The organism is Propionivibrio soli (assembly GCF_025770765.1).
Lineage (GTDB): Bacteria > Pseudomonadota > Gammaproteobacteria > Burkholderiales > Rhodocyclaceae > Propionivibrio > Propionivibrio soli.
Genome location: NZ_JANZKY010000017.1, coordinates 62166 through 85360, shown reverse-complemented (window position 1 = coordinate 85360; position 23195 = coordinate 62166). Strand labels below are relative to the sequence as shown.

The window sequence follows — 23195 nt, the reverse complement described above, 5'->3', positions numbered from 1 at the left end:
CCGACCATGACAGCGGCGAAGCGGGACGTAAAACACTTCCTTCAGTTCAAGGACTTCACGCGTGCCGAGTTTGATTACCTTTTCGAACGCACGCGCTGGATCAAGCAGCAGTTCAAGTCGTACAAGCAGTACTGGCCACTGAGCGACCGTACGCTGGTGATGATCTTCGAGAAGGCGAGTACGCGTACGCGCTTGTCCTTTGAAGCCGGAATCCAGCAGCTTGGCGGCAGCGCGATCTACCTCAACACGCGCGACTCGCAGCTCGGACGCGGAGAGCCCGTGGAGGATGCTGCGCAGGTCATTTCGCGCATGAGCGATGTGATCATGATTCGTACGTTCGAACAGCGCATCGTCGAGCGGCTTGCGGCGCATTCTCGGGTACCGGTGATCAACGGGCTGACCAACGAATACCACCCGTGCCAGATCATGGCCGACATTTACACCTATATCGAGCAGCGCGGTCCGATCCAAGGCAAGACCGTGGCTTGGATCGGTGATTCGAACAACGTCTGCAACACTTGGCTGCAGGCGGCCGAGGTGCTCGATTTTACGGTGCACGTCTCGACGCCGCCGGGATACGAGATCGAACCGGAGCGTGCTGGCTTGCATGGCACCGGACATTTCAAACAATTTGCCGACCCAATGGAGGCAGCCAAAGGCGCCGACATCGTCACAACCGACGTCTGGACCTCGATGGGGTTTGAGGCGGAGAACGAGGAACGTCTGCGCGACTTCGCCGATTGGCAGGTTGATGCGGAGATGATGGGCATCGCGCGTCCGGACGCGATATTCTTGCACTGCCTGCCGGCGCACCGTGGTGAAGAAGTTACGGCGGAGGTGATCGATGGTCCGCAAAGTGTCGTTTGGGACGAGGCGGAGAATCGCTTGCATGTCCAAAAGGCGCTGATGGAGTATCTGGTCCTCGGCCGGGTGGACTCGTAATCAAGTGCATTGAGGCGCGCTGCGCACGCGGGTTGCCGAGAATCTTGCCAACGGCAAGAGCGGCTGATGGGTTGGGATCGCAACTTGGGTTGTAACGATGTTCGGTTTTAGCGAAGAAGAGATCGCGCATTTCGGCATGACGTACGGGCTCGGCATTTTCATGCTTTTTATGCTGTTCATCATTGGCGAACTGGCGTGGAAGGCGAAGGCGGGTAAGACCGGAACGTTCATCCTCTTTTTCGTGCTTGCGTTTGGCATGGTGGGTTTCGTCGCCAAGTCGGTTATCCAGTTACTGGTGGAAGTCTGAAAATGTCGCAATTCGATAATGTAAGCGTCGTCAAGCAGGCCAACGTGTATTTCGACGGCAAATGCGTAAGTCACACCGTGCAGTTTGCCGACGGCACGCGCAAAACCCTCGGGGTGATTCTGCCTTCCTCGCTGATCTTCAACACTGGAACTCCGGAAGTCATGGAGGGGGTGAGCGGCTCGTGTCGCGTGCGTTTGAAGGGTGAGACGGAGTGGAAGACGTTTTCGGCTGGACAGTCATTCAAAGTCCCCGGTAATTCGTCGTTCGAAATCGCTTGCGACGAACCGTACCACTACGTCTGCCATTTCGGCTGAGCGGGGGCTGGGATGCCGTCTTTCGACTTTTCTTCCGAGGTGGACGCCGTCGCGCTGAAGAATGCCATCGATCTCGTTGGCAAGAAAATCATCGGGCGCCACGACTTCAAGGGAACCAGCGCCAAAGTCGAGCTGAACGAAAAGGACAAAGTCATCACGCTGTACGCCGACTCCGAGTTTCAGCTGAACCAGATCAAGGACATCCTTTTCCCAGAGATGGAGAAGAAGGATCCGGACAGTACCAAACGCCTCGATTCCCAGACCGTGCAAAAAGTCTCCGGGGACAAGGTCAAGCAGGAACTCAAAATAAAGATCGGGATTGAGAGCGAGCTCGCGAAGAAGATCGTGAAGTTGCTCAAGGATTCCAAACTCAAGGTACAGGCTGCCATCCAAGGCGACGCGGTGCGTGTGAGCGGAGCCAAGCGCGACGCTTTGCAAGAGGCGATTGCGTTGGTGAAGAAAACGGTGACCGACTACCCGGTGAAATACGGTAATTTTCGCGATTGAATGAACGTCCCAGCCGCCGCGTCGTGACGCGGCGCCACGAGGCCGCTGCGGCCTCGGCGCCTTTGTTGTTGCCCCAACTCAGCTTGCCGAACACGGCAGGCTGCTTTGTCGGGGACCGTCACGCTCCAAACGCCTCCCGGCTTTCCCAACATGTCCTCGAAATCCAGTACTGACGTCGACGAGCGCGAGCACGAGAACCCGAGCGCGTTGTCGTGGGTAGAGGAATTACGGCGCGTCTCCATGGCGGTGGGCAAGAAGCCCGGCCGAGTTTCCGGTAGCCGTAACCAGCTCTACTACGTTCTCCACTGGACGGCGGATCTGCGCGGATTCGGCGTTACGCTGCACAAAGGGCGCGACCTGGAAACGGCCGAAGAATGGTGGGGCGTAGACCGGGCTCTGGGTAAATTGCCGCCCTTTGCCGGCGAGGACGATCTGGCAATTCTTCGTCTTTTGTGGGATGAGCGTACGCACGACTGTGGTCTGCGCGCCTTCGCCCTTGGTCCCCAGCACGGGGCTGAACTGCTCGGACAATTGCTTCAGACAGGGCGCTTCTATGCCGAAAACGAGCACTCGCCCTTGGCGTTGGCGGAGGCGCGCAAGGCCGAGGTGCGGTGGGCCGCTGACGTGCACGGACTCAGGCGGCCGCGGTTCGTGCCGCGTCCGGAGGCTTCTCTCGTTGTACCCGTTCAGCCGCCCTGGTACGTCGATCTTGATGAGGGAACTGCCGGGCCGCTCGATGTGCCGGGGAATCCGGAGGCGATTGCGCAGCTGTTCACGCTGCCGCCGCTTTCTGCGAACGAGGCGGCACAGGTCGCCCAGGCTCTGGCTCAGCGCATCCCGGAGTTGCCTCTGCGGGAAGAACAGCGAGACGTGCCGGTACGACGTATCGACTGCCGTCCGATCGCTGCATTGCGTTTGCGCACGCTGGATACTTGCGGGAACGACGAGTGGCGCGGATATGCAGCGACCTCCGAGCAGGGGGCCTTCGACGTCGTCTTGCCGTTATTCAGTTATCAGGATGCGGATATCAAACCGGGCGATGAGCGGGAGTATCTGACACTACCCGATGGAGAGACGGTGCAGGTGGTACGCCGGCGCGAGTTCGAGTCCGAATTGATGCGGCATCTCGGCGAAGCCGGCCTTGAGATGATCCCGGCGCGCGTGTTGTATACGTTCGGCAGTCCGCCCGACCACGCCTACGGCCTGACCGATGAGTCGCGCTGGAATGATTTCATGCGCGATGCCGTCCCTCTCTTGAAACGAGTCGGCTGGCAGGTCGAGTTCGATGAGGATTTCCGCCACCATGCGCTGGAAGTCGAAGCCTGGGACGCTGAACTGAGTGAGTCGGACAACGGCTGGTTCAATCTTGACATGGGGATCTTCGTCGACGGCCAGCGTCTACCCCTGGCTCCGCTCCTGGCGGGCTTGTTCCGGCGCGACGGTCGCTGGTTGGACAGCGTCCTGCTCAGCCGCATCGAGAACGACGAAATCATCGAGTTGCAGACGCCGACGCGAGTGCGCATCCGGGTTCCGGCGGAACGCCTGAAACCGCTGGCCGCCACCCTGCTCGACTTGTTCGATGGCTTCGACGGTGGCAACACGTTGCGCGTTTCCCGTTTCGACGCGCCGCGCCTGGCGCAGCTGACCGATACCCGTCGCTGGCAATTCCGGGGGTACGGCGACGTTTTTGCACTCGCTGAGCGCCTTGAAGCGGCGCAAGGCATCGCGCCGATCGAGGCGCCCGCAGGGCTCAAGCTTGAACTCCGTTCGTATCAGAAAGAAGGCCTCGCCTGGCTGCAATTCCTGCGCGAACAAAAATTGTCCGGCATTCTGGCCGACGACATGGGGCTGGGAAAAACAGCACAGGCGCTCGCGCACCTTCTGTTCGAAAAGGAAGCAGGAAGGCTCGACCGCCCGGCGCTCATCGTCCTGCCGACGTCGCTCATCTTCAACTGGAAGAACGAAGCGGCGCGCTTTGCTCCTGCGCTGTCCGTGCTCTCGCTGCACGGTGCGGAGCGCAAGGGGCGTTTCGCAGAAATTCCGGCGCATGACGTCGTGCTTACCACGTACCCCTTGCTTTGGCGCGATGCCGAAGAACTGACCAAACATAGCTACCACCTTCTGATTCTCGACGAGGCCCAGACGGTCAAGAATTCCCGCAGCCAGGGCGCGGAAGTCGTGCGCCGCATCGAGGCCAGGCATCGTCTCTGTCTTACCGGTACGCCGTTGGAAAACCATCTCGGCGAGTTGTGGAGCCAGTTCGATTTCTTGATGCCGGGCTTCCTTGGCGACAGCAATGCATTTGCCCGTTACTGGCGTTCGCCGATCGAAAAGCAGGGCGACGCCGAACGCCGCGATTTGCTTGCGCGGCGCATACGCCCCTTCGTGCTGCGGCGGAAAAAGGAACAGGTCGCGCGCGAATTGCCACCAAAGACCATTATCGTGCGCAAGGTTGAACTCACGGGCGGCCAGCGGGATCTCTACGAAACTGTGCGTGCCGCGATGGACGCCATGGTGCGCGAAGAAGTGGCGAGCAAAGGCTTCGGGCGTAGCCAGATCGTGATTCTCGACGCGCTGCTCAAACTCCGGCAGGTGTGCTGCGACCCGCGTCTGGTACGTACGGCAGCGGCCTTGCGCGTCAAGGAGCGCGCCAAGCTGGACCTGTTGATGACGATGTTGCCCGAGCAGGTGGACGAAGGGCGGCGCATCCTGCTCTTCTCACAATTCACCAGCATGTTGTCCCTGATCGAGGCGGAACTCAAACAGGCTGGGCTCGACTTCGTGACGCTTACAGGGGATACGGCCGACCGGGAAACGCCGGTGCGCCGGTTCCAGGCGGGTGAGGTGCCGATCTTCCTGATCAGCCTCAAGGCCGGGGGCGTCGGCCTCAATCTGACGGCGGCCGATACGGTCATTCATTACGATCCCTGGTGGAATCCCGCCGTCGAGAATCAGGCGACCGATCGCGCTCACCGTCTCGGTCAGGATAAGCCGGTCTTCGTCTACAAACTCATCATCGCGGGCAGCATCGAGGAAAAGATCCTCGCCTTGCAGGAGCGCAAAGCCGACCTTGCCGCCGGAATTCTTTCCGAAGACCGGGGCGTCAGTGTCAAGTTCGGCGAAGAAGACATCGCCGCCCTGTTCGCCCCATTGCCCGAATAACCTGCTCCTCTCCCTCTCCGAGGCCCCCTTTTGATCCTGGTCAACCTGTCCGCTCCGCGGTTCAGGTAGGATTACGGTCGTCCGGGGGTGTCCGCTTGGCGGTGGCCTCAACGTGTTTGGTGAACACGCGTGGGTCGTCAAACGATTGTTGTTTTGGGCCAGTTTGCGCGTAGTCAATTTCCAGATTGAACCGTCCCTTCTGGGCGTGAAAACGGGGCCTTCTGTCAGGCTCCCGCCGGACAGCGAGGGACGACTCGGGAATTACGGAAAACGATGAATATTCAGGTTTTTTTGATACCAAAATACCGTTTTCGGTTTGACCGGCGTGCGCGCTGAGGGGATAATTTCCGGTTTTATGACTCGCTCGCCCCCGGCTCAGCTTTCCCCTTTTTCGGTGTCTGGAGTCACTTGGCGACAGCATCAGGTTTCTTTACTTCTATGGAATCGACAATGACCAAAGTAGACTCCACCCTTGCCATCGATCCTTATTACGATGGGGTTCCGGCATACATGACCGAAGTGTATGACTGGGCCTATGTAGACCCCAAGTGGGTTCGCGCACTCGATCACAACTGGGTCGTACGCGTCCTTTTGTTCCTCAACGACCAGCGCCTGATGCGCGCCTACCTGAACGAAATCAAGGAAGGCATGCGCGTCTGGCAACTCGCTCACGTCTATGGCGACTTAGTGACCCGAGCGGCGCGCAAGGTGGGCCCCAAAGGAGCATTCCACCTGACGGACGTGACTCCGGTCCAGATCGAGCACGGCGAACGCAAATTGGCCGGAATGGATTGGACGAAGGTGATCCGCAGCGATGCGGCCGATTTCACTGGCGACGCGGCGACCAAGTACGACCTGATCTGCAGTTTCTTCCTCCTGCATGAAGTGCCGGAGGAAAAGAAACACGAGATCGTGAACCATATGCTCGAAAAGCTTCCCAAGGGCAGCAAGGCGGTCTTTGTCGATTACCACAATCCGGCGCGGTGGCAGCCGATCCGCTACATCCTCAAGGTCGTGAATCACTACCTCGAACCGTTTGCCGAGGCGATGTGGCACAACGAAATCCAGCACTACGCCAAGAAGGCTGACCGGTTTGTCTGGAAAAAGCGCACATTCTTCGGTGGCGTCTACCAGTGCGTCGTCGTCCAGCATAAAGAATAGGTCGGGAGCCGGTCAGCCCGGTTCCTCCTTAGAAACGCGGCCGAGTGCCGCGTTTTCTTTTGCGGATCAAAGTCGGTGGCGAAGGTCTTCACCTCCATGTCGTGCGGCGTGGTCGGCAGCCGGTGTTCAACGATGAGCGCTCCCTGTAGTTGTCTGCCAATGGTGCGAGGTCTCGCACCAACGCGCATCTCCACTACTTGGAGCGAGCGAGGGCTTGCTAGCGCAAGACACCTTGTAGCCAGGAAGCATAGAGCTGGTCAGCCAACCGGCGCAGAGCAGGGATCCGCGCTACAGCTTCTGCCTGCATTTGTTCCGGTGTCTGGACAGAAGCCGGCAAGAGTGAAAGGCCGGCCACTTCGGCTGGCCAGGCCGTACACCACTCTGCGATCATTTCCGCCGTCATCTCGACGTGGAATTGCATTCCGAGGTGCGGCCCGAACACAAAGGCTTGGTTGGCGCAGAAATCGTTGGTAAAGATGCGGCAGGCTCCGTCCGGGACGCCGAAGGTTTCTCCGTGCCATTGGAAGACTGTTGCTTCGCCGGTTTGATCTTTGGGATGGCCGCCCAACCAGCGCTGTGTTTCCTCACTATCCTCGACGCGCACCAGGCCCCATCCGATCTCCTTGACGGGACTGCGCGTGACCGTGCCGCCGAGGGCCTTGCTGAGGAGCTGGCCGCCCAGGCAATGTCCAATAACCGGAATGCCTGCTGCCACCGATTCACGAATCAGAGCACAGACCTCATTTATCCAGGGTAAGGCGTCGTTCACGCTCATCGGGCCGCCCATCAGGCACAGCCCGGAAAAACCGGAGACATCCACCGGAACGGGCTCGTCGCGGTCGATAGCGACCAGTTGGTGGGGCACCGAGTGCTTTTCCAGGAATGTGGCAAAATAGCCCGGACCTTCCGTTTCTGCATGACGAACAATAACGACGGGTTTCATTGGCGATACTTTCGGCTCGACGGATTATGGAAAAAAACGGAATAAGCAGCGTCTTGCATTCTAGTGAGTCGAAGATTGGAAGCCTATTGCTGCTTGGAGTTGCGTTGGCGGGCACGTCGTTTGCTCATGGCGCAGACGTCGGCCTGGCGGGCGTATTTCCCGGCAAGGCCCTGTTGACGATCAACGGCGGCGCGCCGCGCATTGTCGCCGTTGGCGCGAAGACCGATGAAGGTGTCCGCGTGATTGCGATTGACGGCGAAACGGCGACGCTTGAAGTAGACGGTAAGAAGCGGACGTTGCGTGTCGGGCAGAATGTTGCGGCGCAGGCAACGAGCGGGCCGGCGACGGCGGTGCTGACGGCAGACGGTCGCGGGCACTTTTTGACGTCGGGAACGATCAATGGAAAGCCCGTGCGTTTTCTGGTCGATACCGGGGCGTCGACGGTGGCATTGGGCGCAAGCGATGCGCGGAACATCGGCATCGACGTGAGTAGGGGGACCGCAGGGTATAGTCAGACGGCGAACGGGGTAGCCCCGGTCTGGCATGTGAAGCTCGATACCGTGCGTATTGGTGACATCGTAGTGAATAATGTGGATGCCACAGTGCACGAGAATGATCTGCCGGTCGCTTTGCTCGGCATGAGTTTTTTGAACCGTATGGAAATGCAGCGTGATGCTGGCACCATGACGCTGAAGAAACGCTACTAGGAGAATCGAATGCCCCACCGCGACCAAGAAATTGCGATGCTGCGCCGCGAAGTTGAACTGCTGATGGGAGAACGCCAGATTCTGCTACGCGTCGTCGGCGCCACTGCTGCGCTGATCGCCAGTCTGGATAGCCGCCGCTTGCCGGTCGGTGCGGTCGAGGCGGCCGACCTGGTGGCGACCTCGATCAATACGCTTCCGGAAGAAACGCTGCAGGATGCGCTTGACTCCGTGCGTGCCGGGATCGAAACCGAGGAGATGGCCGCGGCCAAATAGCGCGGAGAGTGGGCTGGGAGAAAAAATGATTGAGGACAGGGCGGAGACGGAGCGGCTCGATGTCGGTCTGCTGCGCTCAGTCCTCAACCCGAATCCGGCGAGCGGCGCGGCTGTCAGAGAGGAAGGCGTCGGCAACGAGGCGTTGATTCCAGCTGCTGTCTTGTTCCCGATCGTTCTCCATGCCAGCGGGCCTTCGGTTCTGCTCACCCAACGTACCGAACACCTGAAGAATCACGCGGGCCAAATCAGTTTCCCTGGGGGACGGGCGGAGGCCGAGGACCTATCCCCGGCGCACACAGCATTGCGGGAGGCGCAAGAGGAAATCGGGCTGGCTTCGAAAAGTGCCGAAATCCTTGGCTACCTTCCGGAATACCGTACGAGTACGGGCTTCTGCGTTACGCCGGTGGTCGCCTTGCTGACGCCGCCCCTCGACCTCAGAGCCGATCCGACGGAGGTCGCCGAGATCTTCGAAGTGCCGTTCGCGCATCTGATGAACAGCGCCAACCACCAACGGGATTCTTTAACGCGCAACGGCGTCGTGCGGCGTTTTTTTGCGATTCCCTACGAGAACCGCTACATCTGGGGAGCGACGGCAGGAATCATCGTCACTCTGGCGCGTGCTCTCATGGCGGCGGAGGCCAGCCGCGTGGCCGACCGTTGTCCAGTGGCCGACTGAGCCAGGTACGCCCGACGGGCTCGTCCGCGCTGTTGTGCTTCGCATCGTCAGGCCTGAAGCACCGCGAAGGCGCAACGCCTGATCCTCTCGCCGAATAGGCTCCCGGTCCTTCTGTCCGCTGGCGGCAATATGGTATCTTCGGCCTTTCAGAAGCGAGGCAGGCGTGCAGAGGGTGACGCCGTGCCGCAGACCTATTTGCCATGGCTCTTTTATCGCTCGTTGCCGTCCTGTTGCTCGAACAGATCCGCCCCTTGCCTTATCGCTGGGTCGTCTATGAGCCGCTATCGAAGCTCGCGCGGGTTCTCGAAAGTTTCTTCAATGCCGGCGAGCGGAAGCACGGGGTGGTGGCCTGGCTCATTGCCGCCGGCGGCTTGGTCGTCGTCGCCGGAGCTGTCTATGCGGCGCTCCATGCGCTGAATCCGTTGCTTGGTTGGCTCTGGAACGTCCTCGTTCTTTACCTGACGATGGGATTCCGCCAGTTCAGCCACTACTACACCGACATTCAAATGGCATTGCGCATGGAGGACGTGCCGCACGCGCGCGAACTGCTAGGCGAGTGGCGCGGACGACCGGCGGACGGGCTTTCATCATCCGACATTGCGCGGCTAGCCATTGAGGAGGCGCTTGGTGCGTCGCACCGCCACGTCTTTGGCGTCATCGTCTGCTTCGTCCTGCTTCCGGGGCCTTGCGGTGCGGTGCTCTATCGTGTCGCGGCGTTTCTTGCCGATTTCTGGGGGCGACGCACGGCCATGGAATCCGGAGACTTCGGCACATTTTCGCGGCAGGCGTTCGCCGTCATCGATTGGCTACCGCTGCGCGCGACAGCGGCGGCTTTCGCCGTCGTCGGAAATTTCGAGGACGCTGTTTATTGCTGGCGGACTCAGGCGGCGCGGTGGGCGGGCGGTGATTCTGCCGGTGGCCTTGGCGTCGTCTTAGCTAGCGGGGCGGGGGCGCTCGGCGTGCGACTTGGTATGCCGGTGATGGAATTGGGCGAGATCTCGGACCGTGCCGAAATCGGGCTTGGGGAAGAGGCGGACGTCGATTTTATGCAGAGCGCCGTCGGGCTCGTCTGGCGGGCGTTGTTGCTGTGCCTGCTGCTCCTGTTGCTGGTCAGCATCGCAGGGCTGGTCGGGAGGTAGCCTCGGCGTCTCCCGACCGTCAAACTTCGGTCCGGTCGGCCTAATCGGTGCTTCTTTCTTCAAGAATCGCGTGCGTTTGCGGAGTGAAGAAGCGCAGCGTGTTGCGGCCTGCGGCCTTCGCTTCGTACATCGCGATATCGGCCTGTTTGAGAAGCTCGAATGGCGTCGCGTGGTGGTTGGCGAACAGCGTGATGCCCAGGCTGGCGGATGTTCGGTAGGTTCTCCCTGGCAGAGCATAAGGCGTATTGATGGCGGCCAGGATCTTGCGGGCGACGAGTCGCGCCTGTGCTGCGCTCTCCTCGGAGTCGGTGCTGAGGTCGGCCAACATGAGGACAAATTCGTCGCCACCGAAGCGGGCGACGGTGTCGCCTTCGCGCACGCAGGCTGACAACCTCTCGGCGACCTGTTCCAGAAGTGAATCGCCGACATCGTGCCCGAGCGTATCGTTGAGCGCTTTGAAGTTATCGATATCGAGGAAGAGCAAAGCGCCCTGACGGCCTGTCCGGGCACTCGACGCCAATGCCTGTTGCAGACGATCGAGCAACAGACGGCGGTTGGGTAGGCGCGTGAGCGGATCGTAGAATGCCAGGTGCTTGATTTCCTCCTCGGCGGCTTTGCGTTGGGTAATGTCGGTCAGTGTTCCTACGTAGTGCGTGACGTTTCCCGCGCCATCTTTCACGGCCGTGATGGTCAGCCATTCCGGATACACTTCCCCGTTCTTGCGCCGGTTCCAGATTTCGCCGTGCCACGCGCCGAGCGTGGCAATGCTATGCCACATGGCGGCATAAAACGCTTCGTTATGCCGCCCGGAACTGAGGACGCGGGGCGTTTTGCCGATCAGATCAGACGCCGTGTAACCGGTGACACGGGTAAAGGCGGGGTTGATGCGCAGGATGATCTGATTGGCATCGGTGATTACCATGCCTTCCTGAGCCTCGAAGGCCGTTGCGGCGACCCGTAATTCGTCTTCGGTCTGCTTCAGTGTGGTGACGTCCTGCATCGTCCCGACACAACGCAGAGGCTGCATGTCTTCGTCGAATTCGACATTCGCACGCTGACTGATCCAGCGAATGCGATTGTCTACCCAGATGCGGTGCTGGTTTACGAGCGGAGCGCCTGCCAACGCGCGCTGCCAGTCATCTTCCAACTGCTTGAGATCGTCCGGGTGTACGCGCGCGAGGTAACGGGTACGCGTCCCTCGGCTACCGAGCGGCAGGCCGACGATGCGGCAGCATTCGGCCGACATGTCGATCCTGTCGTTGTCAAAGTAATAGACCCAACTCCCGATATGTGCCACCGCCTGTGCTTCATTGAGATCCGCGGCAATCGTCTGGGCTTGTTCCGTACGATGTGCGAGGTCCTGACCCAATCGTTCCACCTCGTCAAGGCGGTGATGATAGGAGCGCGTCAGGAGGCTGATCAGGACGGTGGCGAAAACGATACAGGTGATCTGCACGAGGCCGTACAGCACGGCGGGGGTGGCCTGAGCGCCCGGTCTGGCCGTCGCCGGCTCAGCCACCACGAGGACAATCGTCGCCGTGATGGCCAACCCGGCCAACAGTGAGGCGCTGCGCGCGCCGAGCAACCATCCGCAGAGCATTACCAGCAGCGGGTAGACGGAAACCGCCGTGCCGCGCACTCCGCCGTAGAGCGAGAGGAAGGTCGTTACGATGAGCCAGGTGGCCCAGACGAGAAGCGTCAGTGCCACCCGAACCTTGCCGAGCGCAATGAGGACGAGTGCTGCGCCGGAAACGGCGATTTGCGCTGCCGGCCCGGCTGCGCGGGCAAGATCTCCGGGGACGACAAAAACAACCAGGAGAAGAAAACTGAGGGCGGCGACGATGACGGCGCCGATGGCCAGTTTCAGGAAAACGAGGGAGAACCCCCACGGCAAGGGAAAGGTAGTGGTCCGATCAACGAGATCCAAATCATTTGTCATGACCGCGCTCGCGCTTCATCGCCCAAATCCACTATAGACCAGGCAATGCGATGTTGCGCCGGCGAGCGGTAAGGCAGAGGCGGAGAGTCGCCTGGCCTCAGTAGAGTAGGTAGTCGCGCCGGATGGCTTCCCAGGCCGTCTCGTCGGGTTTCGCCAACGCATCGAGGTCGGAAGGCGTCGCTTGCGGGTCGTCGACCCATTCGCGCAGGAGTGGTCCCCCGTTGATCAGATCGATCGCCAAGCGGTCGCGTTCATACTCGTACGGAAAGTCGCGCCACAAGGGGTAATCGGGCTGCTGCCGCCGCAATGCCTTGAAAACCGCGCTTTGCAGCCGCCAGGGGCGAAACTCGGCGTGCTCGTAACTTGCATCCTCGACATGGATCTGGATGCCGTTACAGAGCTGGTGGGCATGTTTGTGGAACGTCGGCTCGAACCAGCAATCGCGCAACCGGCAGCCGCTCAGCCACTGCGGAGCCAGTGCATGCAGTTGGGCGAGCAACGAGCGCGCGTCAATATCCGGGGCGCCGAAGAGTTCGAGTGGGCGGGTCGTTCCCCGTCCTTCCGAGAGGGTCGTCCCTTCAAGCATGACCGTACCGGCGTAGCAGCGTGCCATCGAAAGGTTAGGTGCATTCGGGCTTGGGTTGACCCAGGTGTGTTCGCCGAGCGGCCAGCCGTAGCCTGGCCCAACGTCGGGTGCCCAGCCTTCCATCGTCACCACGCGGCAATCAACGTCGAGCTTCAGCGTGGCCACGAACCAGGCAGCCAGTTCTCCCATCGTCAGGCCATGCCGCATCGGCAGGGGACCGGCGCCAACGAAGCTTTCCCAGCCAGGCCGCAACAGTAGTCCTTCGACAGGCCGGCCGGCCGGGTTGGGGCGGTCGAGTACCCACACCTGTTTGCCGTGTTCGGCGGCCGACTCGAGCATGTACCGCAGGGTGGTGATGAAGGTGTAGATACGGCAGCCCAGGTCCTGCAGATCGATGAGCAACACGTCGAACGTGTCCATCATGGCCGCCGTCGGCCGGCGTACCTCGCCATAGAGGCTGAACACAGGAATGCCGTGGCGCGGGTCGAGAAAGTCCGCCGACTCGACCATGTTGTCCTGCTTGTCACCCCGTAACCCGTGCTGCGGGCCAAAGGCAGCGGTGAGCCGGATGTCCGGCAAACTGGCAAGAGCATCGATCGCGTGCGTGAGATCGGCCGTGACGGATGCTGGGTGGGCGAGCAATGCGACACGTTTGCCGATCAACGGCTTGCGCAGGGCGGCGTCGGCGAGCAGCCGGTCGAGGCCGAAGGAAATCGAGGTCATGGAGGCGCTCAAGCGGGCAAAGGCGGCACGGCGAGGTGCAAGGTAAAGCTGCCGCGGTGGTGGAAATCGGGGCGCTCGGCAGGGTGAGCCAGAGCCCAGTAGCTATGGGCATCGTGGGTGACGTCGCGCGCTTCGAGCACGGCGGACAGACCTACGTGCCAAGTACCGGCCCAATGGGGAAGGGATGCGGCCGGGACGATTGCTTCGACCTCCAGCCGTCCGGCAAAGCGGTGCGTTGTGATCGTGGGAGCCAGGCGCGGGTCATCCGCTGCGGCGCGTTGTCGATAACCGGAGAACGCATAGGCGGCCCACAGCCCGGACGGCGAGAAGTTGAACTCGACGTAGCTGTCCGCCGAGGCCGGTGCGACGAAGACCTCGAAGCACGTGTGCTCCCATAGCGCGTCGCGCCGATCGGCCGCCTGCGGCTCAGGGACGAACAGGCGGGCCATGTCGCCCCATACACAGTAGGTAAGTGCGAGGCTTCCGTCGGCGAGCAGACGTGCCTGCGCTTCGACGGCGCGAACCATGGGCGCGGCATTTGCGGGATGGCAGGAGAGGGAAAAAGGGGATTGCGGGGATGGGTCGAAGGGCATTGGGGCATTTTATCAGTCTGCCGTCGCCTGCCATCTCCGAAAAGCCCTCGTCACCATGGTGGCTGAAGCCCTGGACCCTGAGTACACCCTTCACCACAGGCGAATGTTGGCATGCTCCGATCGATTGTCTCTTCCATCTTCGCAGCGGTTGCCGTTCTGCTGTTGAGTACGATGCTCGAACCGGCCGCGCAGACTGCGGTACGTACGACGTGGCTCTATTTGCAGCCGGTTCCGACAGTGCTTCCCGTCCCAGTGGACCGCGTAAGTCCCCGAAAGCTTGCCGATTCCTGGCACGCGGCCCGCTCGGGTGGGAGGCGGCATGAGGGCATCGACATCTTTGCGTCCCGGGGTACGCCAGTGCGCTCGACCACACGGGGGATCATTGCCCGGGTCGGACACAATACGTTGGGTGGCAACTTCGTCTGGGTCATCGGCCCGGCAGGACACCGCCATTACTATGCGCACCTTGCGCGCTTCGGCGATGTGCATGCCGGGCGTTTCGTCTTGCCTGGCGACGTTCTCGGTTACGTAGGAAACAGCGGTAACGCAGCCGGTGGGCCGGCGCATCTGCATTACGGAATCTACACCAGCGCCGGGCCAATCAATCCGTATCCTCTCCTGCGCGGGGTAGGAATGCCGTTTGCCGCCTCGTAGCGTGATTACCGAAAATGGACGGTCAGGAAGGCCGCCGGCCGGCATCCTGGTCATATCGCCGCACTTCGACGACGGCGTTCTCTCCTGCGGAAGGCTTCTTGCCGACAGCCCCGGTTCGCACGTACTGACGGTTTTTGCCGGAGATCCACCGTCTGCCTTGGGTCTAACCGACTGGGACCGTGCCTGCGGATTCGCTTCAAGCGAGGAGGCCATGGCGAGTCGGCGGGCCGAGGATAACGAAGCGATCGCCCTCCTCGGCGCCCGGCCAGTGCGGCTCGCGTATCGGGACAGCCAGTATTGCGAAGCCGGTGATGGACCGGAAGCTGCCGACATCGCCCGGGAAATCGCCCGGGTGGCGTGTGAGGTGGAGCCGAGCGCGGTTTTCCTGCCGCTGGGCCTCTTCCATTCCGACCATCGCCTTGCGCACGACGGTGCCATGCAGGCTCATTGGGAACTCGCCGAGCAAGGTCGGGAAAAGGGGATCTTGCGCGCAGGGTGGTTCCTCTATGCCGATGCCCTCTACCGCACGATCCCGGAATTACTTGCGCGCCGCCTTGACGAGTTGCAAGCACGAAGGGTGGCCGTGTCGCCGGTCGAGTTCGAGATCGGTGCAGATGCCAGCGAGAAGAAGGAAGCCGCTGCAGCGTGCTATCGCTCGCAACTCCGGGGACTGGCGACTCCTGGTCGCCTGGGAATGGGCGATGTGGCGCGCCCCGAAACGTATTGGCGCCTGGACGACGCCAGAAGGAGAGCATGATGGCGATCGATGAAGTCGATGTGGCGCTCGTTGTCCTCACCTACAACCGGCGGCAGCAGGTTCTGCACACACTCGGAACGCTACTAGAGAACTGTCACGACGTACCCATTTGGGTTGTCGACAATGGCTCGCGGGACGGCACGGCGCGGGCTATCGCCGAGCATTACCCGGGGATTCGGGTCGTGGCGTTGCCGCGTAACCTTGGTGCGGCGGCCCGCAATTACGGCGCGCAGGCGGCTTGCGCGCGGTACATCGCATTTTGCGACGACGACACCTGGTGGGCGCCGGGAGCACTCGCCCGCGGAGTCGCGATTCTCGAAGCGCAGCCGGGATTGGCGGTACTTACCGCTCGCATCCTGGTCGGTCCGGAGGAGCACCTCGACCCGACGAGCGCGGTCATGGCCGACAGTCCGATCCCGAACACGATGCATTTCGTTGGCAGCGAAGTCGCGGGGATCATGGCCGGGGCCTCAATTATGCGCCGCGACGCTTTTCTCGCTGCTGGTGGTTACGAGCCGCGTTTCTTCATCGGCGGCGAGGAGCGGCTGCTGGCGCTCGATCTGATGGCCGCCGGGTGGCACCTTGGATACGCCCCGGAACTCGTCGTGCATCACTTCCCAAGCCGGCTACGTGATGTCACCGGCAGGCGTCGCCTGCTGGTCAGGAATGCTCTTTGGTGCGCCTGGCTGCGTCGGTCGGCGCGGGACGCATGGTGGGAGACCCGGCATATCCTGCACGGCGTGTTGCACGATGCCATGCTCTTGAGCGGCTTAGCAGCGGCCTTGCCGGGGCTGCCCTGGCTGCTGGCCAATCGGCGGCCGGTGCCGTTGTCGGTGGAGGAACGGCTCCGTTTGCTGGAAGGCCGTACGGCTTGAGCATCGTTCGGAGGCCTTTGCGGGCGATAGCCCCATCGAGGCAGTTTTACGTACGGCGCGCTTAACGACTGCTAGCAAAACGCCTTTCACAAACGTCACGCCTGAACCGGTACCTCATCGACTGACGCTAGGCGCGGGACGGCCGTGCGGCCGCCCGCCCTCTCGTGTGCAGCTACCTCAGCTCAGCGCATTGAGCGCCGCGTCATAGTTCGGCTCGTTCTTGATTTCCGACACCAGTTCGCTGTGCAGGACCTTGTTCTCTGCGTCGAGGACGACGACCGCACGGGCGGCGACCCCAGCGAGCGGCCCGCTGGTGATCTCGACGCCGTAATTCTTCAGGAATTCGCGACCGCGCATCGCCGAAAGCGTGACCACGTTCTCCAGCCCTTCGGCGCCGCAGAAGCGTTTCTGTGCGAACGGTAGGTCGGCCGAGATGCATAGCACGACCGTATTGGCCAGCTCGTTCGCCGACTTGTTGAACTTGCGCACCGAGGTGGCGCAGGTCGGCGTGTCGATGCTCGGGAAAATATTCAGCACTTTGCGCTTGCCGGAGAACTTTTCGAGCGAAACGTCGGCCAAATCGCTGCCGACCAGCGAGAACGCGGGCGCCTGTTGCCCCTTTTGCGGGAACGTTCCAGAGAGTTGTACGGGGTTGCCGCCGAGAGTCACTGAGCTAGCCATATCGATTCCTTTAGGGTTTGGAGTTATTCGGTCTTGCTGGTTAATTGTTGCTTTGCTTGATCCGAGGTCGTTGGCGCCGGCGCCGGAACGCCCTACGGTAACGGCCTTTCTTTGTCAGTACCAAGCGGCAAAAGTTCGGTCGTCACCAGACGGGCATCGGCTATCATGATGCCCCGCACATATCCTCCAGTTACCCGGAACCCTTTGATATGCAAGACACTACGTCCGATCCAACACCCGTTCGCCTCGAAGACTACACGCCGCCGCCCTTCCTGATCGACGACGTCAGGCTCGATGTCGATATCCGTGCCGAGTATGCGCTTGTTACCTCGACGCTGCGCGTTTTGCGCAATCCACTGGTGCAGGGATCGGCAGCGCTTGAATTGGACGGCGAGGATCTCGACACTCAATCTGTTCGCGTCGACGGTCGCCTGCTCCAGGATGGCGACTACCATGTCGAGGCTGGGAGTTTGTCGATCAACGTCGTGCCCGAGCGTTTCACCCTCGAAACGCAAGTACGTATCCGGCCCGATCAGAATACTCAGCTTTCCGGGTTGTACCGGAGCCGCGATGGGTATTTCACCCAGTGCGAGCCGCAAGGATTCCGGCGCATTACCTGGTTCATCGACCGTCCGGACGTCATGGCGCGATACGCGGTGACAATCCACGCCGACAAGGCCGCTTTCCCGGTTCTGCTTGCGAACGGCAACCCGGTGGGCGCGGGCGATGAGCCGGACGGACGCCATTATGCGAGATGGGAGGACCCGTTCCGCAAGCCGTGTTATCTCTTCGCCATGGTGGCCGGCAAGCTCGACGTCTTGCGCGACCGGTACCGCACCGCGTCCGGCCGCGAGGTACAGCTCGCCATTTACGTCGAACCGGGCAAGCTCGACCAATGTGCACACGCAATGGCGGCGCTGAAGAAGTCGATGCGCTGGGACGAACAGCGGTTCGGTCTCGAATGCGACCTCGACCACTACATGATCGTGGCCGTCGGCGACTTCAACATGGGAGCCATGGAAAACAAAGGGCTCAACATCTTCAACACGAAGTACGTGCTGGCACGCGCCGACGTGGCGACCGACGTCGATTTCGAGAATATCGACCGGGTCGTCGCGCACGAATACTTTCACAATTGGACCGGCAACCGCGTCACCTGTCGGGACTGGTTTCAACTGTCGCTCAAGGAAGGACTCACGGTTTTTCGCGACCAGGAGTTCGGCGCCGATACGCACAGCCGCGAGACGGCGCGCATCCGCGAAGTCCGTGGCTTGCGTGCCGCTCAGTTTCCAGAGGATGCGGGCCCGATGGCGCACCCCGTGCGACCCTCAACTTACCTCGAGATCAACAATTTCTACACGGCGACGGTGTACGAAAAGGGCGCCGAGGTCGTGCGCATGATCCAGACCTTGATCGGCAGAGAGGCTTTCCGCCGCGGCATGGACCTGTATTTCGCCCGTCATGATGGGCAGGCGGTTACCTGCGACGATTTCGTCGCAGCCATGGCGGATGCGGCCGGCTTCGATTTCGAGCCGTTCATGACGTGGTACTCGCAGGCCGGTACCCCGAAGGTCACGGCGCGCGGCGAGTACGACAGCCGGAAACGGTGTTACGCCTTGACGCTCACGCAAAGTTGCGCCCCCTCGCCGGGGCAGTCAGAAAAAGAGAGTTACCTGATTCCCGTTGCCGTCGGCTTGCTTGGCCCCGACGGCAAGGACATGTTGTTCGGCAATGAGGCGGACCCGGAACCGAAGACGCGCGTTCTGCAACTGCTTGAGCCGGAGCAAACGTTTGTTTTCGAGAATATCGACGCGCCGCCCGTGCCGTCGTTGCTGCGCAACTTCTCGGCGCCGGTTGTCCTTGAGTGCGACTACACGATCGCCGAACTCGCCCACCTGATGGCCCATGACAGCGACCCGTTCAACCGCTGGGAAGCAGGGCAGCGGCTTTACGGACAATTGGTGCGCGCCGCGGTCGCCAATCTGGCCCGCGGCCAGGCGCCTGAATGGCCGATGAGCGTTCTCGATGCGGCGCGCAAGGTGCTGGTGGGCTCGGGCGAACCGGCCTTTATCGCCGAAGCGCTGACCTTGCCGAGCGAACCGACGCTCGCCGAACAGATGGAGGTCGTCGACCCCGAACGTTTGTACGAAGCGCGCACGGGTCTCGCCCGATTCCTGGCTCATGGGCTCGAAGCTGAATTCGCTCGCCGCTACGAGGCGCTTGCGCCCGCCGGGCCTTATTCGACCGAGACGGAGGAAGTCGGTCGGCGCGCGTTGCGTAACTTGTGTCTCGCTTACCTGAACGAACTCGATCGTCAGGACTATCGGTCCGTCGCGCGCCGGCAGTTTGATTCGGCGGACAACATGACCGATCAATTTGCTGCCTTGGCCGTCCTCGCCAACGCTCCGGGTCCGGAGGGCGATGCGGCCCTCGATGCTTTCTACGAGCGTTGGCAGGCCGAGGATCTGGTCGTCGACAAGTGGTTCGCGGTACAGGCGTCGAGCCGTCTGCCGGGCCGACTCGAACGCGTCGAGCGCCTGACGTCCCACCCGGCGTTCGATCTGCGGACGCCGAACAAGGTCTATTCGCTATTGCGCACGTTTGGCGCCAACCATCGGCATTTCCACTCGGCTGATGGAGGCGGTTATCGCTTCCTGGCAAGCCAGATCGCACGGCTCGACGCGATGAACCCCCAAGTCGCGGCGCGCTTGGCGCGGGCGTTCGACCGGTGGCGCCGTTTCGATGCGGTACGCCAGGGGCATGCCAAGGCCGCGCTCGAATCACTGCATCGCCTGGAGGGATTGTCCAGGGACGTCTTCGAGGTGGTCGACAAGGCGCTGCGCTGAGCGGGTTTGGTGGCGGGTAGCATCGTGCCCGGGGCAGGGAGCAAGCGTCTGCGCTAACAAGCGCGTGACGTTGCTGGCCGCACCGCTTGATCATGCGGTTCGTACTTGCCGGGGATCTTGGCGGCACGCGACAATACGCGTTTTCTTCTCGTGCTGCCGCCCATGACCGTCAGTGTGTCTCCGCCTCGTTCGCCTGGCGATCTGTTTATCTGCTTCACGCTTACGGCATTGCAGGGTTTCGGCGGCGTCATGGCCGTCATCCAGAATGAGCTCGTCGAGCGACGGCATTGGATGACGCATGAAGAATTCATCGAGGACTGGGCCGTCGCCCAGATTTCGCCGGGACCGAACGTCGTCAACCTGGCCTTGATGATCGGCACGCGTTACTTCGGCCTGCGCGGTGCGCTCGCCGCGCTGGCCGGCCTGATTACGGCTCCGCTCATTCTCCTGCTGATTCTTGCGCTCGCATATGCCCGGTGGGGGGCGCAGCCCGCCGTGGTCGGTGCTTTGCGCGGCATGGGCGCGGTCGCGGCCGGCCTGATCATTGCCGCGGGGCTGCGCTTGCTCGGCGCCTTGCGTTCCAATCCTCTTGGCATGGCGATGTGCGCAGCGCTCGGGGGCGCATGCTTCGTCGCCGTGGCGCTCCTGCGCTGGCCGCAGCCCTATGTTTTGTTCGGCCTCGGGGCGGTGGCGTGTACCATCGCTTACAGGCGATTGAGCGCGTGAACGAGATGATCGTACCAGTGATCGGATGGGCCGATTGGGTCCAGTTGCTTGCCCACTATCTCGTCTTTTCATTGATCTCAGTCGGTGGCGCGATCACCGTGTTGCCCGAAATGCACCGGCTGCTCGTGGTGAGCCAGCACTGGCTGAGCGACGCCCAATTCAGTGCTTCGGTAGCCCTTGCCCAGGCCTCGCCGGGGCCGAATATCCTCTTCGTCGCTTTGATGGGATGGAATATCGGCCTCAACGCCGGGAGCACCTGGCTCGCACTCGTCGCCGCAATCCTCTGCCTCGTCAGCGTTCTTCTGCCCAGCAGCGTGCTCGCCGTCCTTGCCGCCCGCTGGGGTCACCACAATCGCGAGCGGCGGGCTGTCCGTGCGTTCAAGCAGGGGATGAGCCCGATCGTCGTATCCTTGCTCATCGCTACCGGCTGGATACTCGCCAGCGCCAATGGCGACCCGGCACGCGACTGGCCGCTTTGGGCGGTGACCGCGGTTTCCGCGCTTGTGGTCTGGCGCACGAAGGTGCACCTCCTCTGGCTTTTGGCGCTAGGCGCTCTCCTGGGTGCAGCGGGTCTCTTGTAGCAGAATGCAGTTGACCGACGGGAGAAGGCCTTGCGCGTCCGTGGTGGCAGGCATTTTCTTGAACGCGGCATCCCGCGTCGTTAAAGGGGTTGTTTTTTTCGCCAACCTCGTTTCTAATCGGATCTCACGTTTTCTTTTCGGCCCGCCGACCATGCCTTCTTTTGATGCCCTCGCCCTGCAAACCCTCATCGCTATTGCGCTGACGGCGTCGGCCATCATTACGATCGGTGCGGTATCGGTAGTACGCGTAGTACACGTAGTACTGGTACCCAACGCACCGTCGAGGGCTCGCCGAAGATAAGTCGAAAACAAAACGACCGAAATTCCGAAACCCCCGCCGGTGCAAACCGGGCGGGGGTTTCGCTTTCTGGACTCCCGACCGGCCAAGCCGCTAACCCAGCCGTAGAAAGGAGATGTCCATGCCGAGTACCCCAACCGAAAACCTCACCGGTGCGCAGATTGTCGTGCGCTTGCTGGAACGACAAGGTGTGCGCCGTGTTTCCGGCATTCCGGGTGGTGCGATTCTGCCCTTGTACGACGCGATGTCGAAGTCGTCGAAGATCGAGCACGTACTGGCACGGCACGAACAGGGCGCCGGCTTCATTGCACAGGGTATCGCACGCGCCAGCGGCGAGGTCGGTGTTTGCATGGCCTCTTCGGGCCCGGGGGCAACGAATCTGCTGACCGCGATTGCGGATGCCAAACTCGACTCCATCCCCTTGATCGCGATCACCGGGCAGGTTCCCCGACCGATGATCGGGACCGACGCATTCCAGGAAGTCGACACCTACAGCCTGTCGATCCCCATCACCAAGCACAACTTCCTCGTTGGCTCGGCCGAGGAACTGCTCGAAGTCATTCCGCGCGCTTTCCGCCTGGCCGCCTCCGGCCGGCCGGGACCGGTGCTGATCGATATCCCGAAGGATGTGCAGAATGAAGTGGTCTCCGTCACGGAGTGGCCGGAGCCGGGCAAAGCCGAACCGACTGCGGCGCCGGATGCCGATCTGATCGCGCGTGCGGCCGAGATGATCAACGCTGCTGATCGACCGCTTCTCTATCTGGGCGGCGGCGTCGTGCATTCGGGCGCCTCGGCTGAGGCGGTAGCCTTCGCCGAGAAACTCAGCCTGCCGACCGTGATGACCCTCATGGCGCTCGGCACGATGCCGGTTGACCATCCGCTTTCGCTTGGCATGCTAGGCATGCATGGTGCGCGGTGCACCAACCTCCTGCTCGACGAATGCGATCTCTTGATCGCGATCGGTGCGCGCTTCGATGACCGTGCCACGGGGAAAGTGGCGGCCTTCTGTCCGCAGGCGAAGATCGTACACATCGACATCGATCCGTCCGAACTCGGCAAGATCAAGGCGGCGCACGTTGGCGTGCAGGGCGACGTCAAGACCGTACTCAAGCAACTGGCGCCGAAGACGTTCGCCTGCCTGCGCAAGGATTGGCTTACCCGCGTGGCGGAAGTGAAAGCCGATCATCCATTACGCATGCCGGGGGTCGATGACCCGCGCACTCCTTATGGATTGATCCGTGCCGTGGCCGAGAGTGTCGACGACGAAGCGACAATCTGTACGGACGTCGGGCAACACCAGATGTGGGTGGCCCAGGCGTATCCATTGCGCAGGGAGCGCCAATGGCTCACGTCTGGCGGGCTCGGTACGATGGGCTTTGGCCTACCGGCCGCGATCGGCGCCGCCTTGGCCGAACCGGAGCGCACGGTGGTCTGCTTCTCCGGCGACGGCAGCATTCTGATGAACATCCAGGAGTTCGCGACGGCGGCGGAGGAAGGCGCAAACGTCAAGGTGGTGCTGATGAACAACGCGTCGCTCGGCCTGGTGTTCCAGCAGCAGACGCTTTTTTATGGCGAACGCATCTACGCCTCGAAATATAAGGGCGTTCCGGATTTCCTGACGGTGGCGAAGGGTTTCGGCTGGGAGACGGTCGATCTCGATGCAGCGCCCGATGCCCGCGCCGCGTTGCGCGACGCCATGAGCCACCGAGGTCCGACGCTGATCCATGCCAGCATCGACATGCGCGAGCAAGTGTTGCCGATGGTCGCGCCCGGCGCATCGAACAAAGACATGATCGGAGGCTAAA

Annotated in this window: 22 protein-coding genes; 17 read left to right on the top strand and 5 right to left on the bottom strand. The window is 61.7% G+C overall.

All coding sequences use genetic code 11. From position 1 onward, the window contains the following. The first annotated feature begins 6 nt into the window (after nt 1-6). The 6 genes from argF (at nt 7) to rquA (ending at nt 6393) form a co-directional block, all read left to right on the top strand. The gene (gene argF, locus NZ453_RS18930; RefSeq protein WP_263772438.1) at nt 7-942 is read left to right on the top strand and encodes an ornithine carbamoyltransferase; all 936 of its coding nucleotides are present in this window, start codon (nt 7-9) and stop codon (nt 940-942) included. Nucleotides 943-1039: 97 nt separating this feature from the next. Continuing rightward, the gene (locus tag NZ453_RS18925) at nt 1040-1249 is read left to right on the top strand and encodes a DUF2788 domain-containing protein (protein ID WP_263772436.1); all 210 of its coding nucleotides are present in this window, start codon (nt 1040-1042) and stop codon (nt 1247-1249) included. A gap of 2 nt (nt 1250-1251) precedes the next feature. Then, nucleotides 1252-1563, top strand: a complete 312-nt coding sequence (gene ppnP, locus NZ453_RS18920) for a pyrimidine/purine nucleoside phosphorylase (RefSeq protein ID WP_263772435.1) — start codon at nt 1252-1254, stop codon at nt 1561-1563. 12 nt (nt 1564-1575) lie between these two features. Beyond that, the gene (locus tag NZ453_RS18915) at nt 1576-2070 is read left to right on the top strand and encodes a YajQ family cyclic di-GMP-binding protein (protein ID WP_263772434.1); all 495 of its coding nucleotides are present in this window, start codon (nt 1576-1578) and stop codon (nt 2068-2070) included. A 150-nt stretch (nt 2071-2220) separates the two neighbouring features. Beyond that, nucleotides 2221-5232, top strand: a complete 3012-nt coding sequence (locus NZ453_RS18910; protein ID WP_263772433.1) for a DEAD/DEAH box helicase — start codon at nt 2221-2223, stop codon at nt 5230-5232. A 450-nt stretch (nt 5233-5682) separates the two neighbouring features. Further along, nucleotides 5683-6393, top strand: coding sequence for a rhodoquinone biosynthesis methyltransferase RquA (gene rquA / locus NZ453_RS18905; protein WP_263772432.1), 711 nt, complete (start codon nt 5683-5685; stop codon nt 6391-6393). A gap of 217 nt (nt 6394-6610) precedes the next feature. Here the strand turns inward: rquA and NZ453_RS18900 are convergent, their stop codons facing one another. After that, nucleotides 6611-7336 carry a type 1 glutamine amidotransferase gene (locus NZ453_RS18900; protein ID WP_263772430.1) on the bottom strand — a complete coding sequence of 242 codons (726 nt, stop codon included), beginning with the start codon at nt 7334-7336 and terminating at the stop codon, nt 6611-6613. Between the two features lie 86 nt (nt 7337-7422). Between NZ453_RS18900 and NZ453_RS18895 the strand changes: the two genes are divergently transcribed. The 4 genes from NZ453_RS18895 to NZ453_RS18880 all read left to right on the top strand — a co-directional run bounded on the left by NZ453_RS18895 (nt 7423) and on the right by NZ453_RS18880 (nt 10131). Next, the gene (locus tag NZ453_RS18895) at nt 7423-8043 is read left to right on the top strand and encodes a retropepsin-like aspartic protease family protein (protein ID WP_263772429.1); all 621 of its coding nucleotides are present in this window, start codon (nt 7423-7425) and stop codon (nt 8041-8043) included. A 9-nt stretch (nt 8044-8052) separates the two neighbouring features. Continuing rightward, nucleotides 8053-8316 carry a hypothetical protein gene (locus tag NZ453_RS18890; RefSeq protein WP_263772428.1) on the top strand — a complete coding sequence of 88 codons (264 nt, stop codon included), beginning with the start codon at nt 8053-8055 and terminating at the stop codon, nt 8314-8316. A 25-nt stretch (nt 8317-8341) separates the two neighbouring features. Further along, nucleotides 8342-8992, top strand: coding sequence for a CoA pyrophosphatase (locus tag NZ453_RS18885; RefSeq protein ID WP_263772426.1), 651 nt, complete (start codon nt 8342-8344; stop codon nt 8990-8992). A gap of 200 nt (nt 8993-9192) precedes the next feature. Beyond that, nucleotides 9193-10131: a CobD/CbiB family protein gene (locus tag NZ453_RS18880; protein WP_263772425.1), complete on the top strand. Its 939-nt coding sequence runs from the start codon at nt 9193-9195 to the stop codon at nt 10129-10131. A gap of 40 nt (nt 10132-10171) precedes the next feature. On the opposite strand, the gene NZ453_RS18875 is transcribed toward NZ453_RS18880, so the two are convergent. The 3 genes from NZ453_RS18875 to NZ453_RS18865 all read right to left on the bottom strand — a co-directional run bounded on the left by NZ453_RS18875 (nt 10172) and on the right by NZ453_RS18865 (nt 13906). Continuing rightward, on the bottom strand, nt 10172-12070 hold the full coding sequence (locus NZ453_RS18875; RefSeq protein WP_263772424.1) for a diguanylate cyclase domain-containing protein: 1899 nt from the start codon (nt 12068-12070) through the stop codon (nt 10172-10174). Nucleotides 12071-12167: 97 nt separating this feature from the next. Continuing rightward, complete coding sequence (locus NZ453_RS18870) at nt 12168-13379, bottom strand: exo-beta-N-acetylmuramidase NamZ family protein (protein ID WP_263772423.1); 1212 nt, start codon at nt 13377-13379, stop codon at nt 12168-12170. Between the two features lie 8 nt (nt 13380-13387). After that, the gene (locus NZ453_RS18865) at nt 13388-13906 is read right to left on the bottom strand and encodes a DOMON-like domain-containing protein (protein WP_263772422.1); all 519 of its coding nucleotides are present in this window, start codon (nt 13904-13906) and stop codon (nt 13388-13390) included. Nucleotides 13907-14083: 177 nt separating this feature from the next. Between NZ453_RS18865 and NZ453_RS18860 the strand changes: the two genes are divergently transcribed. From NZ453_RS18860 to NZ453_RS18850, 3 genes are read left to right on the top strand one after another with little or no spacing between them, the layout of a single operon-like run. Further along, nucleotides 14084-14626: a M23 family metallopeptidase gene (locus tag NZ453_RS18860; RefSeq protein ID WP_263772421.1), complete on the top strand. Its 543-nt coding sequence runs from the start codon at nt 14084-14086 to the stop codon at nt 14624-14626. Further along, entirely contained in the window at nt 14613-15383 is a 771-nt protein-coding gene (locus NZ453_RS18855) for a PIG-L family deacetylase (RefSeq protein ID WP_263772419.1), read from the top strand. Before NZ453_RS18860 ends, NZ453_RS18855 begins: the two co-directional genes overlap by 14 nt. Then, nucleotides 15380-16258, top strand: coding sequence for a glycosyltransferase family 2 protein (locus tag NZ453_RS18850; protein ID WP_263772417.1), 879 nt, complete (start codon nt 15380-15382; stop codon nt 16256-16258). The genes NZ453_RS18855 and NZ453_RS18850 overlap by 4 nt, the downstream gene beginning before the upstream one ends. Nucleotides 16259-16435: 177 nt before the next feature. On the opposite strand, the gene tpx is transcribed toward NZ453_RS18850, so the two are convergent. Beyond that, a complete protein-coding gene (gene tpx, locus NZ453_RS18845; RefSeq protein WP_263772416.1) occupies nt 16436-16939 on the bottom strand; it encodes a thiol peroxidase in 504 nt (167 codons plus the stop codon). A gap of 209 nt (nt 16940-17148) precedes the next feature. Between tpx and pepN the strand changes: the two genes are divergently transcribed. The 4 genes from pepN (at nt 17149) to ilvB (ending at nt 23194) form a co-directional block, all read left to right on the top strand. After that, nucleotides 17149-19785: an aminopeptidase N gene (gene pepN / locus NZ453_RS18840; RefSeq protein WP_263772415.1), complete on the top strand. Its 2637-nt coding sequence runs from the start codon at nt 17149-17151 to the stop codon at nt 19783-19785. A gap of 117 nt (nt 19786-19902) precedes the next feature. Then, entirely contained in the window at nt 19903-20511 is a 609-nt protein-coding gene (locus NZ453_RS18835; RefSeq protein ID WP_263772414.1) for a chromate transporter, read from the top strand. 5 nt (nt 20512-20516) lie between these two features. After that, nucleotides 20517-21092, top strand: coding sequence for a chromate transporter (locus NZ453_RS18830; protein WP_263772467.1), 576 nt, complete (start codon nt 20517-20519; stop codon nt 21090-21092). A gap of 419 nt (nt 21093-21511) precedes the next feature. Continuing rightward, nucleotides 21512-23194 carry an acetolactate synthase large subunit gene (gene ilvB, locus NZ453_RS18825; protein WP_263772412.1) on the top strand — a complete coding sequence of 561 codons (1683 nt, stop codon included), beginning with the start codon at nt 21512-21514 and terminating at the stop codon, nt 23192-23194. Nucleotide 23195 lies beyond the last annotated feature (1 nt).